This window comes from Clostridium sp. TF11-13AC, assembly GCF_003481065.1.
Classification (GTDB): domain Bacteria; phylum Bacillota; class Clostridia; order Lachnospirales; family Lachnospiraceae; genus Otoolea; species Otoolea fessa.
The window spans coordinates 140,027-154,725 of the sequence record NZ_QUKJ01000004.1 but is presented as its reverse complement, the minus strand read 5'-3'; the positions used below and the strand labels follow the sequence as shown (position 1 = coordinate 154,725).

The window sequence follows — 14,699 nt, the reverse complement described above, 5'->3', positions numbered from 1 at the left end:
AATAGAAAGTATTACTAAAAGTTAAAGGAGGGATTGTCGTGTTAAAGACTTTATTGAAACAAATAAAACAGTATAGAAAAGCGTCTGTTTTAGCCGCTGTCTTTACGGTGTTAGAGGTTATCTTAGAACTCATTATTCCAATGCTTATGGCAGCAGTTATTGATAATGGCATTGAATCTGGAAATATAAACAATGTTTATTTTTATGGTTTATGTATGATTATGACAGCAGTTTTAGGTCTTGCTTGTGGAGTATTGGCAGGTAGATATGCTGCTATCGCTTCTGCTGGTGTTGCAAGTAATATAAGAGATGGAATGTATGAAAATATACAAACATTTGCATTTTCAAATATTGATAAATACAGCACTGCTGGATTGATAACAAGACTAACAACTGATGTTACTAATCTTCAAAATGCTTATCAAATGATTATTAGAATGTGTGTAAGAGCCCCTATCAGTTTAATCAGCGCTCTTATCATGGCGTTATATATTAGTGCGAAAATGGGTGGAATTTTCTGCATTGCTATTGTATTCTTGACCGCCGTTATTGTTTTCATACTATGGAAAACAATTCCTATATTTAGTTGTGTTTTTCAAAAATATGATGATTTGAATGCAAGTGTTCAAGAAAATGTCACAGCAATTCGAGTTGTTAAATCTTATGTTAGAGAAGATTATGAAAAAGAAAAATTTAATAAAGCCGCTTCTCTTATATATAAGCTTTACGTTAAAGCTGAATCACGATTAGCATTAAACAATCCGGCTATGATGACAGCCATGTATGGTTGTATTATCGCTATCTCATGGGTAGGTGCTAAAATGATTGTCAGTGGAAGTTTGACAACAGGTGAGCTAACAAGCCTTTTCAGTTATGTTACTAACATACTTATTTCACTAATGCTAATATCCATGATATTTGTAATGGTGAGTATGAGTTTTGCAAGTGCTAAACGTATTGCGGAAGTCCTTGATGAAAAACCAGATTTAAAAAATCCAGACTCTCCTGCTATGGTAGTAGAAAATGGCAATGTTCAATTTAATCATGTAAGCTTTTCATATAAGAAAGATGGAAATGGCGAAAAAGTTCTTTCTGACATTAACATTGATATAAAGCAAGGCGAAGTGATCGGAATTGTAGGAAGTACAGGAAGTTCCAAATCAAGTTTAGTTAATCTTATTTGTCGATTATATGATGTTACAGATGGCTATGTAAAAGTCGGTGATAAAGATGTAAGAGAATACGATTTAGATATTCTTAGAAATGAAGTTGCAGTGGTATTACAAAAGAACCAGCTTTTTTCGGGAACAATTTTAGAAAATTTAAGATGGGGAAATGAGCATGCTTCTTTGGAAGAATGTATGCAAGCTTGCAAACTAGCACAGGCTGATGAATTTATCCAACGATTTCCTAAAAAGTATGATACTTATGTTGAACAAAGTGGAGCAAATTTATCCGGCGGACAAAAACAACGATTGTGTATTGCAAGAGCCCTTTTGAAAAAGCCAAAAATTCTTATATTGGATGATTCTACAAGTGCTGTAGACACTGCAACAGACGCAAAAATCAGAGAAGCATTTGCAAAAGATATACCAGAAACAACAAAATTTATTATTGCACAACGAGTGTCAAGTATACAGAATGCCGATAAAATTATCGTTATGGAAGATGGTAAAATCAATGGTTTTGGAAACCAGGATGAACTTTTAAAATGTAATGAAATATATCGTTCCATGTACGAAAGTCAAACAAAAGGAGGAGGCGATTTTGATGAATAATAAACAAAATGGAGTATCTCGTCTTTTAAGATTAGTATGGAAAGAATATAAAATAGAAATGTTGGTTGTTATTTTAGCAATCATTGGTTCAGCTCTTGCGTCAGTTAAAGGTACGTTGTTTTTGCAGACGTTAATTGATGATTATATTGTACCTCTAACGGAAAGCAATTATCCGGATTTTGTACCATTAGCTTCAGCATTGTTTAAAATAGCCATAATCTATATCTTAGGTATTCTTTGTTCTTATATCTATAATCGAATCATGGTAAATGTTAGTCAGGGAACTATGAAAATAATAAGAATTAAATTATTTAACCATATGCAATCACTGCCAATACAGTATTTTGATAGTCATTCACATGGAGATATTATGTCGATTTACACAAATGATACGGATACTCTTCGCCAGTTTTTAAGTCAAAGCGTTCCTCAATTATTTAACAGTATCATAACAATCGTAAGTATTTTTGTTGCAATGATAACATTAAATATTCCGCTTACGATTATTACTCTGGTCATGGTTGCTATTATGCTGGTCGTTGCCAAAAATGCGGCTGCATTAAGTAGCAAGTATTTTAATCAGCAGCAAAATAATTTAGGAAAACTCAATGGTTTTATTGAAGAAATGATAAGTGGTCAAAAAGTTGTTAAAGTTTTTTGTTACGAAAAAAGAAGTTTAGCACGTTTTAGAAGTGTTAATGAAGAATTGAAAGAAAGTTCACAAAAAGCAAATATTTATGGAAATATTCTTATGCCTATCATTATGCAAATTGGAAATGTAAGCTATGTTATATGTGCTGTTATAGGCTCTATCCTTATATTAAATGGATATGGTGGTTTAAGCGTTGGAATGCTGGTATCATTCTTAACGCTCAATAAAAACTTTAATCAGCCATTTGGACAAGTAAGCCAACAATTAAACAGCATTATTATGGCAACTGCTGGTATCAATCGTATTTATGCACTTCTTGACGAAGAATCAGAAAGTGATAATGGATATATAAGTTTAGTTAATATAGAATGTGATTCTACAGGAAACTTAATAGAAAGTACAAAACGTACAGGAAAATGGGCATGGAAACATTATCATAAAGCAGATGATACCACAACTTATCAAGAACTTAACGGAGAAATTTTCTTTGAAAATGTTGATTTTGGATATAGTGATGAAAAATTAGTCCTTCATGATATTAACCTATTTGCGAAGAAAGGACAGAAAATTGCATTTGTAGGAAGTACAGGTGCAGGTAAAACAACCATTACAAATCTTATCAATCGTTTTTATGATATTCAAGATGGGAAAATTCGATATGATAACATTAATATTAGAAAAATTAAAAAAGGAGATTTAAGGAAAAGTTTAGGTGTTGTATTACAGGATACTCATTTGTTTACTGGTACTATTATAGATAATATTAGATATGGACGATTAGACGCAACTGACGAAGAATGTATACAGGCTGCAAAACTAGCTAATGCTGACAGCTTTATTCGTATGTTGCCAGATGGGTATCAAACAATTATATCTGGTGATGGTGGAAGCTTATCACAAGGACAACGACAATTACTGGCAATAGCTAGAGCTGCTGTTGCAAATCCTCCTGTCCTTGTTTTAGATGAAGCTACTTCAAGTATTGATACTCATACAGAAGAATTAGTGCAAAACGGTATGGATAAATTGATGGCAGGACGAACAACATTTGTTATTGCTCATCGTTTATCAACTATTAGAAATGCTGATTGCATTATGGTATTGGAAAACGGAAAAATTATTGAGCGTGGAAATCATGAACAGTTAATCGAAGAAAAAGGTCGATATTACCAGCTTTATACAGGTCATTCTATAAGTGAATAAATTGATAAAAGGAGTAATTATATGAAATTTTATATTGTCAGTTCTTTAAAGGAAACTATGATTAAAACATTTGATGGATATATAGATGATAACATGGAATGTCATTATCTATATTCACAGGGAAAAGCAAAACATTATTTTGAAGTCAAGACAACACTTGAGAAAAATGAAATTTGTCATTATTTAAAAGAAGTATTAAAAATAAAAGAGCCCTATAAAACAGTAAGTGCAGCATATAAATTCTTTTTAATTAACTAAATTAGAATTTATAATGTTTTACAAAATAGTTAAGTGGAGGAAATCTACTCCTCCACTTTCTTTGACTTGATGATTCCATCAGCAACACTTTCCATGATAACTAAATCCTTATCGGAAAGATTGTCAAGTTGCTTTTCCAACTGTCGTCTTCTGGTACTTTTATCCAGATCAGACGCAGGCAGGAAAAATTCATCAACGGAAATATTAAGTAATGATACAAGGTCATAGAACACCTGTAAACTTGGGTGCTGCCCTTTGTTTTCAATATTTGTTAAATAGCGTGGGTCAATCTCAATCATTGCTCCCACTTGCTCACGAGTTAAGTTTTGTTTTTTGCGAGCCGATTTGATTGCAAGACCAAAGGCTCTAAAATCGTACTTATCTTCCTTTTTACGCATATGTAATCACCTCACTATATTTTACTGTTCCTGTTGATTTTCTAACAGGTATAGAAAAACGTATAGTATGGTTTAACAGTTCCTATTATGCGTAAAAGAAAAAATGTACTGCAAAGCGGTAAATAAAAAAAACCGTCACTCACAGTACCATTTTTGCGTGTCATAAAATATTTGTACCTGAACGACGGTTAATATAGCCGCCGTTTTCTTTTTACCTAAAATCGGTGACTGATACAGGATTTTTCTTTTTTTGCGGCTTTTGGAGGTGGCCGCATTGGGAGAATTTCATAATCGACATTTTTTGACAGGTTCATCGTCAAAAAAATTCAAATCACAGGAATGGGGCAATACGCCTTTGAATGTGGTTTTTTACATCATATAGCAGGAACAAAAGAGAAAGCACAGGAAATACGAATCAGGTATTTTCCATGTGCTTTTTTGCTGTTCAAATTTTTTTCAACTTTTTTTCTGAAAGCGCAACAAATAGCTGCCGCGTGGGTAGCTACTGTGCGGAAAGGGGGAGTGAGGGAAAACAGCCCTCACCTACTCTCACGCAGAAAGGAGGTGAATCAGCATGAAGTCATCTTCTTTCCAGCAGGCTATTCAAGCACAGTTTGATTGCCTTACAAAGAAAGTCATTAAAAGAGCAGCGATGAAGTATAACCGTGATATTTCAAGACGCTTGAAACATGAAGTTCCGTTTTCTGAAATTTCAGATTTGGAATTGAACAAAGCAGGCGTTTATGACAAGTATTCCAGCGATTATACAGTGTTCAATGTTCTTGGCATGGAAGTACAAGTATCTGACGACCAGTTAAGCAAAGCACTCAAATGTTTACCAGAGAGAAAACGCAATATCATTTTGTTGTCATACTTTATGGATATGTCTGACGCAGAAATCGGAGAGCTTATGAACGTGGTACGCACTACTGTTTACCGTCATAGGACAAGCACTCTGGAAGAATTACGAAAAATGATGGAGGAGGAATAAGCATGGACAAAGACCAAAAACATATACCGTTTGCTGTGATTGTGGCGGCTACGAATGGTGATGAAACTGCAATACAGGAAATCTTGGATTTCTATGACGGGTACATATCAAAGTTGAGCTTACGCAAATTGTATGACGAATACGGTAACGTCTACATGGTAGTGGATTCTGAATTAAAAGGCAGAATACAGGCAGCAGTCATGGATATGATTGCAAACTTTGAGATAGTCGTAATCTAATCATTCAGACGGGCGGAGCATTTTCCCCTTTCCTCTGCTCCGCTTGTCAATCTATGAAAGTCCATTATCTAGGTAGTGGATTTTCATAGACTGGCAAATACAGTCGGTAGTTCTTTGACAACTGAATAAAGCAGTCAGATACGTTTGATATGCAGCGAGCCAGCGGAAATTGTACGCCATGACCTAAAAAAGCGAGCGATTCATGCAATGATCCGAGAGCGACTTGTGGAATGGTCGTTCTGCCATGACCTGTATATCTGAATAATGATACACTCGCATGGTGCGGTTCTGCTCATAGGAATGAGAATGGTGAAAGTCCAGTGGAGCTTCCAAAGCCATCTGACTGCTTCGGAAACACACAGTAAAGGAGGTGCATAAGGCAAAAATTTTGCAGTCTGTATGTCAGATATAAGCTGCTGATAATCTATCTCTGATATGGTATACTTTTAACTATGATTAGGAAGAAATGCTGTATTAAAAGGGGTAGAAAGTGATATGAAGATATTGTATGTTACAGATTTACACGGAGATAAAAAGAAGTACAGAAAGATTCTGGACGTAGCCATTGAAAAGGAAATCAAAGTCATTGTAAATGGCCGGGATATGTTACCAAAACAATGTGACCGCCACAGTGAGCAATCGTTTTTTATCAATGGATTCCTTGATGAATATTTTGAGGAACTGAAAAAGCAGGACATCACATACCTTGCCATGCTTGGAAATGATGATTTACTGGCAGCAGATGAAATGTTTGACAATCTTTGCGACAGATTTGAAAATGTCTGCAATATAGCTGGTAGGAAATTTTCTGTCAATGGATATGAATTTATCGGCATGAACTATATTTTAGACCATCCGTTCGGTTGTAAAGACAGGGTTGTTACAGAAACACATTATATTCCGCAGCGTCAGTTAAGTCCTGTAGCCGGAATCTCTAATGCTGTTGATTATGACAGGATTTACAACTGGCTGGAATATTCCAGAACAGAATTACCGCATATGTGTGATGTGCTGAAGAAACTTCCATTGCCGGACGATAGACAAAAAGCGGTTTACGTTATGCACATGCCGCCTGCGGGATTGAGATTAGGACAGTTGCGCTATCAAGATTTGGATATAGGCTCTGTTGATATTTACGAATTTCTGAAAGAAAAACAGCCACTTCTTTCTCTGCACGGACATATACATGAAAGTCCTGACACAGAGAAAGGAAAGTGGATAAACCAGATTCATCAGACAACCTGTATTCAGACTGGACAGACGGAACTTAATGACAAATACATGGTTTATGCGGAGATTGATTTGCAGGAAAAGAAGTATGAACGCAAAGTAATCAGTGTAGATTAGCAGAAAGACACCAGAAATGGTGTTTTTTTGTTGGAAGAAATGAGGTGAGATTATAGGAAAAACAGTACAGTCCAATACAATAAAAATAGGAAATACGACCTTTTATGTAACGTCAGTGTTCTCCGGTACAGTGGATTTGCAGCATTTGATTAAAAGGCTGATTCAAAAGGAAATCGAGCAGGAAAACAATGGATATTAAATTGAGAACAGTGTAATAAGCGGCTGAAAATAATTAAGTAGTGTGGTATAATATTAACAGGATATAAGTTGTTTGTTTGCTGTTGGAAAGGAGTAAAAATGACGAAACAGCAAGCAAGATTAAGAGTTAGATTATATGCACGTTTATCCAAAGATGATGGTGACGCTGATAAAGAAAGCAACAGTATCACAAACCAGTTGCAAATGCTCCGATATTATTCAAAGGAAAAAGGATTTGAAATCATTGACGAGTATGTAGATGATGGCTATTCCGGCACAACATTCAACAGACCGGATTTAAACCGCATGATTGAGGACGCTATGGAAGATACACAGCCTAGTGGAATCATGGTAAAGGATATGTCAAGGTTCGGTCGCAACAATGCCATGTTCATGTATTACGTGGAAGAAATCTTCCCGAACAATGACATTCTCTTTATCGCACTGAATGATGATGTTGACACAAGATATGAGGATAACGAGATGATGCCATTCAAATCTATTATGAATGAGTATTATGCACGTGATACCTCAAAGAAAATCCGAAGCGTCAAGAAAACAACTGCTTTAAGTGGCGGGTTCTGCGGTTCATTCGCTCCGTATGGTTATAGGGTTGACCCGAACAATAAGCGTAAACTACTGATAGACCCGGAAACAGCGCCTATCGTCAAGCGTATTTTTGAAATGTCGAAACAGGGAAACAGTGTTCATCAGATAGCAAGAACATTGTGTGAAGAAAAGATTTTGATTCCGAGAGCCTACAGAGCAATGAAGAATGGCACGCTGGAAACAAGCACAGGGTTCCGATTCCCTACCGACTGGGTTGGAAAAAATGTTAAGATGATTTTGGAAAATCAAGTGTATCTCGGTCATATGGTATCGCACAAGACACAGACAAAATCATTCAAGAACAGAAAACTGGTAGCGGTTCCTAAGGAAGATTGGATTGTTGTAAAAAACACCCATGAAGCTATCATTGATGAAGAAACCTTTGAACTGGTACAGAAATTCATCAGTGTAAAGAAAAGACCAAATAAGACTGGACGACCAAATATGTTTGTGGGGCTTGTAAAATGCCCGGACTGTGGACGCAATATGGCGTTCTCCAATCCAAACGGGAGAGAGCCGAGATTTCGTTGCAGGACATATGCCAGAAACAGCAACCTCTGCACAACTCATGCAATTTCCTATGACACATTAGTGAAGATTGTCATGGACGACATTCAAAAGCATATCAAGAATATGGAAACATTAGGCGACCAGTTCATTGAAGAAATGAGGGTGTTGAGTGAATCCGGCGGCGGTAAGAAAATCAAGCAGTTTAAACAGGAATTGGAACTGGCAGAAAAGCGTATTGCTGAAATTGACAGTATCATAATGAAGCTGTTTGAGCAGAATGTAGCAGGAAAGATTTCTGATGGACGTTTTGAGAAAATGTCTGTAACTTATGAAAATGAGCAGAGAGAACTTGAAGAAAGGCGTAAGGCATTAAAAGAGAAAATCGAAGCCGAGGACTACAAGACGAAAAATACAAACCAATTTTTAGAAACCATACGCAAGTATGAAAACGTAACAGAGTTAAACCGTTCTATGCTGGTTGAACTGATTGACAGTATATATGTGTATCAAGCAGAGGGAACCGGCAAAGAACGTACTCAAAAAGTGGAAATCAATTATAGATTTCTTTGTGAGTCCCAATGTGGTATTGCATGACGGCAACGGCCGTGTGGGCAGATTGATCATGTTTAAAGAGTGCCTGAAATACAATATCGTTCCTTTCATCATTGAGGACGATCTGAAGATGTTCTATTACCGAGGGCTAAAGGAATGGGACAACGAAAAAGGCTATCTGACAGATACCTGCCTGACTGCACAGGATAAGTATAAAGCGTATTTGGATTATTTTAGGATTGGGTATTAAGGAAGTAACTTTTAAAATGTAAAAAACACATTCGATTTGAAGTGAATATATAGATCATAATTGCAGAATTATGTAGCGTTGCTTCATGTGTCCAGTTTTAGCTTACCACATCAGGCTGAAATCCAGAATTAAAAATTTCATACACAGAAATTATAAAACTGTGTGTGAAATTATCGATTAATTCAATTTGGATGATATAATAAAATATAAGCACCGAAGCAAATTGATTGTGTGTAGTTTTTAATAAAAAGTTGGTGAATATGTGGATAAGGAAACTCTTTCAAAACAGGTAATTATAGAAAAGGGCGGTATTGCAAAAACATCAGATTTTGTTGCAGCTGGCATACCCGCTGTTGATGTTGTGAATCTTTGTAATACCGGATACCTTGAACGCATTCGACACGGATACTATCAACTTGCCGATTGGGACACATCTTCTGAAGAACAACTTATTGCAACATTGATTCCAAAGGCAATTATTTGTGTGAAATCGGCTCTTTTTCATTATGGTTATAGTGGCTTTGCACCTCGGAAATGGTCGATTGCTGTTCCGAGATCTATGTCTCGGACAAAATTGGATGTAGATGCACTGGCTTTGCAAACGTATTATGTTCAACCAGAAATATATGAACTGGGGAGAGTAGCGGATGATTTTTCCGGGGTTAAGCTCTCCATATATGATCGAGAGCGTACGATTTGTGATTGCTTCAAATATCGTTCAAGGCTTGATCATGAAATATTTAGTAAGGCATTGAATGCTTATGCAAAGGATGAGAGGAAGAATCTGCAAAATCTTTCCATATATGCAAAAAAGCTAAGGGTGTACAAGAAAGTCAACGAATTGATGTCAGTGCTGCTGGATGGCTGATATTATTGTATCTATGCTCATGTGGTTACCTGAATTATTTAAAAATTGTTTATGAGCATCTTATATAGAGAAAATAATGATAGGAATTATGTGAAAGCGAGACGATGAGTATGTTAATGAATACGGCTGAGTATATTTCCATTATTGAAAATATTAAGAGTGAAATTACTGCGGCACAATATCGTGCGGCAGTTCATGTGAATGCAGATATGCTGCTTCTTTATTATGATATTGGTTGCGTAATCAATGAACATAAATCATGGGGAAACAAGTTTATTGATAACCTTGCAGCAGATATTCGAATTGCTTTTCCAGAAAGCAAAGGATATTCTGTTCGTAATTTGAAGTATATGGCAAAATTCGCAGAGATTTATCCAGACCGAGAATTTGTGCAACAGGTTGTTGCACAAATTCCATGGGGTCACAATATAGTTCTTCTGGATAAGGTCGCTGATATGGATGAACGTAAATGGTATATTAAAAAGTCAGCGGAAAACGGCTGGTCTCGAAATGTTCTTGTCCATCAGATTGAAAGCAACTTGTATCAGAGACAGGTTCTGGCAGATAAAGTTACAAATTTTGATCACCGCTTACCGTCTCCGCAAAGTGAACTTGCGGTGCAGACAATGAAAGACCCATATGTATTTGATTTTATTCCTTTCCGGGAAGATATGCTCGAACGGGATATTGAGCAGGCACTTGTTAGGGATGTCACCAAGCTCCTTCTGGAGCTTGGAACAGGGTTTGCATTTCTGGGAAACCAGTATCACCTGAATGTAGGCGGCGATGATTTTTACATTGATTTGTTGTTCTATAACCTGAATCTTCGCTGTTATGTAGTTATCGAATTGAAAACCGGTGATTTCAAGCCGGAATATGCTGGTCAGCTAAACTTTTATCTGTCAGCCGTGGACGGCATTTTGAAAAAAGAGCAGGATAATCCGTCCATTGGTTTGCTTCTGTGCAAAAGCAAAAATAATGTGGTCGCAGAATATTCGCTCAAAGATATTTCAAAGCCGATTGGTGTAAGCGAATACAAAATAACTAGTAGTTTGCCGGATAATCTGGAAAAGCAGCTGCCATCTGTTGAAGATATTCAGAAACGGATTAAATAAACATAAGAAATGTATACTGTAAGTATTATGAAGTTGTGTATATACTTTTTCATACAGGTATGCGTATTTCAGAATTTTGCGGCCTTACAATTAAAGATGTTGATTTAGAAAATCGAATTGTAAATATCGAGCACCAGCTTCAGAGATTATCCGATATGACGTTGGTTATTGAGCCAACAAAAACTTCCGCTGGAACAAGAAAAATTCCGGTAACAGAGGATGTTGCAAAATGCTTTCAAGCCATCATCGAAGACTGGGAGAAACCAAAGGTAGAAAAAGTGGTGGATGGATATACTGGGTTCCAGTTTTTGGATGACAAAGGACTGCCATTAGTGGCAATGCATTGGGAACATTGCTTTAACCACATGGTGAAGCGGTACAATGATATCTATCGGGTGCAGATGCCGAATATCACGTCGCATGTTTGCCGGCACACGTATTGTAGCAATATGGCGAAATCCGGCATGAATCCAAAGACACTGCAGTACCTTATGGGGCATAGCGATATAGGAGTTACGCTTAACACCTATACGCATTTAGGCCTTGAGGATGCAGAGGATGAATTGAAGCGTCTGGAGGACCTGCAGAATGCCAGAAAGGAACTAGAACGGACACAGGGAGAAAAAACGGTGTCACAGAAGATGTTTAAAGCAATATAAGGATAGTTAGTTTGGAGGCGCTCTGGCGATAGCTGTGGCGTTTTTTGTTATGGAAAAGAGAAGAAAATGACGATATAATAAATAGCATATCGGATTGGATGATAATTAAAATGTTATATGGGGTAGAGGTGAACGAATGTCGAATAAAATTAATTCGGTTAAAGAAAAATTGATTAATGATTATATAAAGAAAATTGATATGGCAATTGATAATTATAATTTGTCAATAGAACCAGATGAAGAAATCGTTAATTTGTTAATTGAAATAGTAAATGTTTTTGGAAATGATATACCAAATTTACAAGGAAGTTTATTGATAAGGACAGGAACAGAAATAAGAGATGCAAACACTACGAGAGCAATACTGATAAAGTATTTGGCTGACAGCGGAATCGAATATAAAGGTAAAAGCATCGAAGAAAATGTAAATGAGAAAAGATTTTGGAATTCGTTTATTCATTGGTTTGAAACAGAATTACCTGGTTTGGAACTGTTGGATGGTAAATATTTGCGATGGGATAATTGGGATGGAGGAATATGGCTTTTAGATTTGGATTATGACCATGAATTTACCTTGTATAGAGGTACAGTTTATCCAGATTCGTTGAAAAATAATACAGGTGATTTTAATGATATAAAGGCATTTATAGAGATTGCATATAAGTATTGGATTATTAACTCCGGAGAATGTCATTACAAATTCACTATAGAAGTAAATGATAGATTTAAAATATTTAAATTACCATATAGATTACAAAGTGGGATTGTAATAAAGCAAGGATATAAAACAACATTTCCTATTGATAAAATTATTAATTATAGGATGTTTGAGCGTAAAATACAGTTTTCGGAAGATATGATTAATAGCAAAGATTTGATGGAAAAGAAAAGTGCGTTAGATTTTATTATTGATGCACTGCAATATCTTATATCTACTCAAGGAGACAGTAGAAATGAGCAGTATAAAACATTGGCTTTGAGTGTGAGTGATAATATGGATGGCAAAGTTTATGCTGTTGTAAAAAAAGAGTTGGAAGAATTAATGAAATTGTCTAATGAGTATTTTGATGTAAGACACAATGATTATTTGAATGCGGCAAAAGAAAAGAGAGAGGCGTTAAATGATTCACTGTTTATCGAATACTTGTATAATCGTGCTTATGCAATGTTGTATTTGCTTAGATTAAAACATAAAGAGACAAACGAATGTGAATAATACTTTCTTATGATTGGAGATGAAAGATAAATGGAAAAGTATAAAGAACCACAAATATATATAGTTAATAACAGAGAAATAACAGAAAGGTTGAGTCAGAATTATATTGTTGCAACTGGTGATCTGGGAGTGGTTAAAACTGTTGAGTACGAAGAATATGTGAATAAGAGATATGTTGACCTAGAATATAGTATGATAAGTAATTTGCATGAATATAGTGTGGTCATAATTGATTTACAAAATGAGAATGATACAAGACACTGTTTAGAGGATGATGAACCGGATGGTATACCATATTTATTTGAGTTGAGTTTTCCTCAGAAAGAATTTAGACCTAGTCCTCTTGTTTTGAGCATTATGAAAGACAAGTTAAAAACAAAAGCACTGAAAATTATTTTTGCGGGAAGTAGTTATTCGGAAAAATATAATATTATAGAAGTGTTAAAACAAAATCAATATAGCTATCCGAGTGAAGAAGTACATAATATATATGAAACTATTCAAGCTAGTGCAACATCAAAATTCGGAAAGAAAATAATATCAGACAATAGCAATCTTGCAAATTTAATAGCAAAATATGTTAAAGGATATAATGTAATTTTTGAGTTACCAACAAAATGGGATAGAACTTCTCAAAAATCAATTGCAGATCCTAATTTCTTACCATTGTTAAAAAATCAAGATGGAGAGGTAGTTTCGTATATAGGATATTCAGAAAATTCAGGCTATGAACTGTTGCTTCCGTTTTGTGAAAAGAAGGATGAATTGATTGAAAGGTTAGTAACATCTGTATTGCCAGAAATATTGCCAGATTTTTTCCCTGAATCAAAAGAGTTTGAATGGATAAAAGAACAAGATTTTTTACCTAAAGAAATACTTGAACTTGAGAAAGAACGGACTTTAATTCAAGAACAATATAATTCGAAAATTAAGTCATTGAATGAGAGAAGAAATGCTATTGACCAGAAGTATAAATTTTTGAATGATTTGTTGATAGAAACAGGGGATAAGTTAGTTCAAGCTGTATGTACATACTTCAAGTGGCTTGGTTTTGCAAATGTAGAAGCAATTGATGGAAATGAAGATATTTTAAGAGAAGATATACAGATTTTGGAAGATGATAAATTATTTATTATTGAAGTTAAAGGTATTGGGGGAACATCTACAGATGCAGAATGTTCACAGGTAGCAAAACATAGACGAAGAAGAGAAAAAGAGCATCGTGACAAAGAAATATTGCCAATTTATATTGTGAATCATCAAAGGTATATAAGGCCTTCATTAAGACAAAATCCTCCATTTAGTGATAATCAAATAGATTATGCTAAAAATGATGAAAGAGGTCTTCTTACTACATGGCAGCTTTACAATCAATATAAGTTGATAGAAAATGGTATATTTACGAAAAAAGAAACAAGAGAATCACTAGATAAATGGGGGCTTATTTCGTTACTTCCAAAGAATTTAATTAGAGTGGGGATTTATGAGGAATATTTTAAGAAACCTAAAGCAGGTATATTGACACTTAACAATGTTAAATTGGAAGTTGGAAAAATGATATATGCAAAAAAAGATGGAAAATGGATTTGTACTTCTATTGTAAGTATACAGCTTAATGGTAAGGATGTAGATCAAGTAGACAATGGTGAGGTTGGAATAGTAACCGATATTGAACTGGAAAAAGGATATGAGATTTTTGTCAAAATTGAGTAGTAACCCCACCCGCTTTTTACTCCGTTTCTACTACTTTTGCTGTACACATCTTGCAAAATTTTGCTAAGATTTGCATTTTATGTACAGAAATGACCAATACATAAAGAAAAATTAACACCGCGCAAAATGCTGCAAATGGCAGC

The 14,699-nt window shown here is 35.3% G+C and carries 13 protein-coding genes and 1 pseudogene; 13 read left to right on the top strand and 1 reads right to left on the bottom strand.

Features of this window, described 5'->3' with window-relative positions:
- Positions 1-38: 38 nt before the first annotated feature.
- Genes DXD12_RS10435 through DXD12_RS10425 form a run of 3 tightly spaced genes read left to right on the top strand, consistent with a single transcriptional unit; the run spans position 39 to position 3,891 of the window.
- Entirely contained in the window at positions 39-1,778 is a 1,740-nt protein-coding gene (locus DXD12_RS10435; protein ID WP_118638318.1) for an ABC transporter ATP-binding protein, read from the top strand.
- Positions 1,771-3,633: an ABC transporter ATP-binding protein gene (locus DXD12_RS10430; RefSeq protein ID WP_118638317.1), complete on the top strand. Its 1,863-nt coding sequence runs from the start codon at positions 1,771-1,773 to the stop codon at positions 3,631-3,633. Before DXD12_RS10435 ends, DXD12_RS10430 begins: the two co-directional genes overlap by 8 nt.
- A gap of 21 nt (positions 3,634-3,654) precedes the next feature.
- On the top strand, positions 3,655-3,891 hold the full coding sequence (locus DXD12_RS10425) for a hypothetical protein (RefSeq protein WP_118638316.1): 237 nt from the start codon (positions 3,655-3,657) through the stop codon (positions 3,889-3,891).
- A gap of 44 nt (positions 3,892-3,935) precedes the next feature.
- On the opposite strand, the gene DXD12_RS10420 is transcribed toward DXD12_RS10425, so the two are convergent.
- Positions 3,936-4,289, bottom strand: a complete 354-nt coding sequence (locus DXD12_RS10420) for a helix-turn-helix domain-containing protein (protein WP_118638315.1) — start codon at positions 4,287-4,289, stop codon at positions 3,936-3,938.
- Between the two features lie 574 nt (positions 4,290-4,863).
- Here DXD12_RS10420 and DXD12_RS10415 point away from each other — a divergent pair.
- The 10 genes and pseudogenes from DXD12_RS10415 to DXD12_RS10365 all read left to right on the top strand — a co-directional run bounded on the left by DXD12_RS10415 (position 4,864) and on the right by DXD12_RS10365 (position 14,556).
- The gene (locus tag DXD12_RS10415) at positions 4,864-5,280 is read left to right on the top strand and encodes a sigma-70 family RNA polymerase sigma factor (protein WP_118638314.1); all 417 of its coding nucleotides are present in this window, start codon (positions 4,864-4,866) and stop codon (positions 5,278-5,280) included.
- A gap of 2 nt (positions 5,281-5,282) precedes the next feature.
- The gene (locus DXD12_RS10410) at positions 5,283-5,519 is read left to right on the top strand and encodes a helix-turn-helix domain-containing protein (protein ID WP_005335589.1); all 237 of its coding nucleotides are present in this window, start codon (positions 5,283-5,285) and stop codon (positions 5,517-5,519) included.
- 495 nt (positions 5,520-6,014) lie between these two features.
- Positions 6,015-6,866 (top strand): metallophosphoesterase, encoded by an 852-nt coding sequence (locus tag DXD12_RS10400; RefSeq protein ID WP_118638313.1) that lies wholly within the window; start codon positions 6,015-6,017, stop codon positions 6,864-6,866.
- A gap of 297 nt (positions 6,867-7,163) precedes the next feature.
- Positions 7,164-8,777 (top strand): recombinase family protein, encoded by a 1,614-nt coding sequence (locus DXD12_RS10395; protein WP_118638312.1) that lies wholly within the window; start codon positions 7,164-7,166, stop codon positions 8,775-8,777.
- Positions 8,776-8,985, top strand: a pseudogene (locus tag DXD12_RS10390) (cell filamentation protein Fic); the annotation flags it as partial. The gene DXD12_RS10395 and the pseudogene DXD12_RS10390, both read left to right, overlap by 2 nt.
- A gap of 262 nt (positions 8,986-9,247) precedes the next feature.
- Positions 9,248-9,853: a type IV toxin-antitoxin system AbiEi family antitoxin domain-containing protein gene (locus tag DXD12_RS10385; RefSeq protein ID WP_118492465.1), complete on the top strand. Its 606-nt coding sequence runs from the start codon at positions 9,248-9,250 to the stop codon at positions 9,851-9,853.
- Positions 9,854-9,963: 110 nt separating this feature from the next.
- On the top strand, positions 9,964-10,968 hold the full coding sequence (locus DXD12_RS10380; RefSeq protein WP_333489841.1) for a PDDEXK nuclease domain-containing protein: 1,005 nt from the start codon (positions 9,964-9,966) through the stop codon (positions 10,966-10,968).
- 59 nt (positions 10,969-11,027) lie between these two features.
- Entirely contained in the window at positions 11,028-11,627 is a 600-nt protein-coding gene (locus DXD12_RS10375; protein ID WP_243105379.1) for a site-specific integrase, read from the top strand.
- A 136-nt stretch (positions 11,628-11,763) separates the two neighbouring features.
- Positions 11,764-12,843 carry a hypothetical protein gene (locus DXD12_RS10370; protein WP_243099938.1) on the top strand — a complete coding sequence of 360 codons (1,080 nt, stop codon included), beginning with the start codon at positions 11,764-11,766 and terminating at the stop codon, positions 12,841-12,843.
- Positions 12,844-12,873: 30 nt separating this feature from the next.
- Positions 12,874-14,556 (top strand): hypothetical protein, encoded by a 1,683-nt coding sequence (locus tag DXD12_RS10365; protein WP_118638310.1) that lies wholly within the window; start codon positions 12,874-12,876, stop codon positions 14,554-14,556.
- The last annotated feature ends 143 nt before the right edge of the window (positions 14,557-14,699 follow it).

Excerpts from the sequence above, each read along its gene's own strand:
- DXD12_RS10430 (WP_118638317.1), top strand. The coding sequence starts at position 1,771 with ATGAATAATAAACAAAATGGAGTATCTCGTCTTTTAAGATTAGTATGG.
- DXD12_RS10425 (WP_118638316.1), top strand. The coding sequence starts at position 3,655 with ATGAAATTTTATATTGTCAGTTCTTTAAAGGAAACTATGATTAAAACA.
- DXD12_RS10420 (WP_118638315.1), bottom strand. The coding sequence starts at position 4,289 with ATGCGTAAAAAGGAAGATAAGTACGATTTTAGAGCCTTTGGTCTTGCA.
- DXD12_RS10415 (WP_118638314.1), top strand. The coding sequence starts at position 4,864 with ATGAAGTCATCTTCTTTCCAGCAGGCTATTCAAGCACAGTTTGATTGC.
- DXD12_RS10410 (WP_005335589.1), top strand. The coding sequence starts at position 5,283 with ATGGACAAAGACCAAAAACATATACCGTTTGCTGTGATTGTGGCGGCT.
- DXD12_RS10400 (WP_118638313.1), top strand. The coding sequence starts at position 6,015 with ATGAAGATATTGTATGTTACAGATTTACACGGAGATAAAAAGAAGTAC.
- DXD12_RS10395 (WP_118638312.1), top strand. The coding sequence starts at position 7,164 with ATGACGAAACAGCAAGCAAGATTAAGAGTTAGATTATATGCACGTTTA.
- DXD12_RS10380 (WP_333489841.1), top strand. The coding sequence starts at position 9,964 with ATGTTAATGAATACGGCTGAGTATATTTCCATTATTGAAAATATTAAG.
- DXD12_RS10375 (WP_243105379.1), top strand. The coding sequence starts at position 11,028 with ATGCGTATTTCAGAATTTTGCGGCCTTACAATTAAAGATGTTGATTTA.
- DXD12_RS10370 (WP_243099938.1), top strand. The coding sequence starts at position 11,764 with ATGTCGAATAAAATTAATTCGGTTAAAGAAAAATTGATTAATGATTAT.
- DXD12_RS10365 (WP_118638310.1), top strand. The coding sequence starts at position 12,874 with ATGGAAAAGTATAAAGAACCACAAATATATATAGTTAATAACAGAGAA.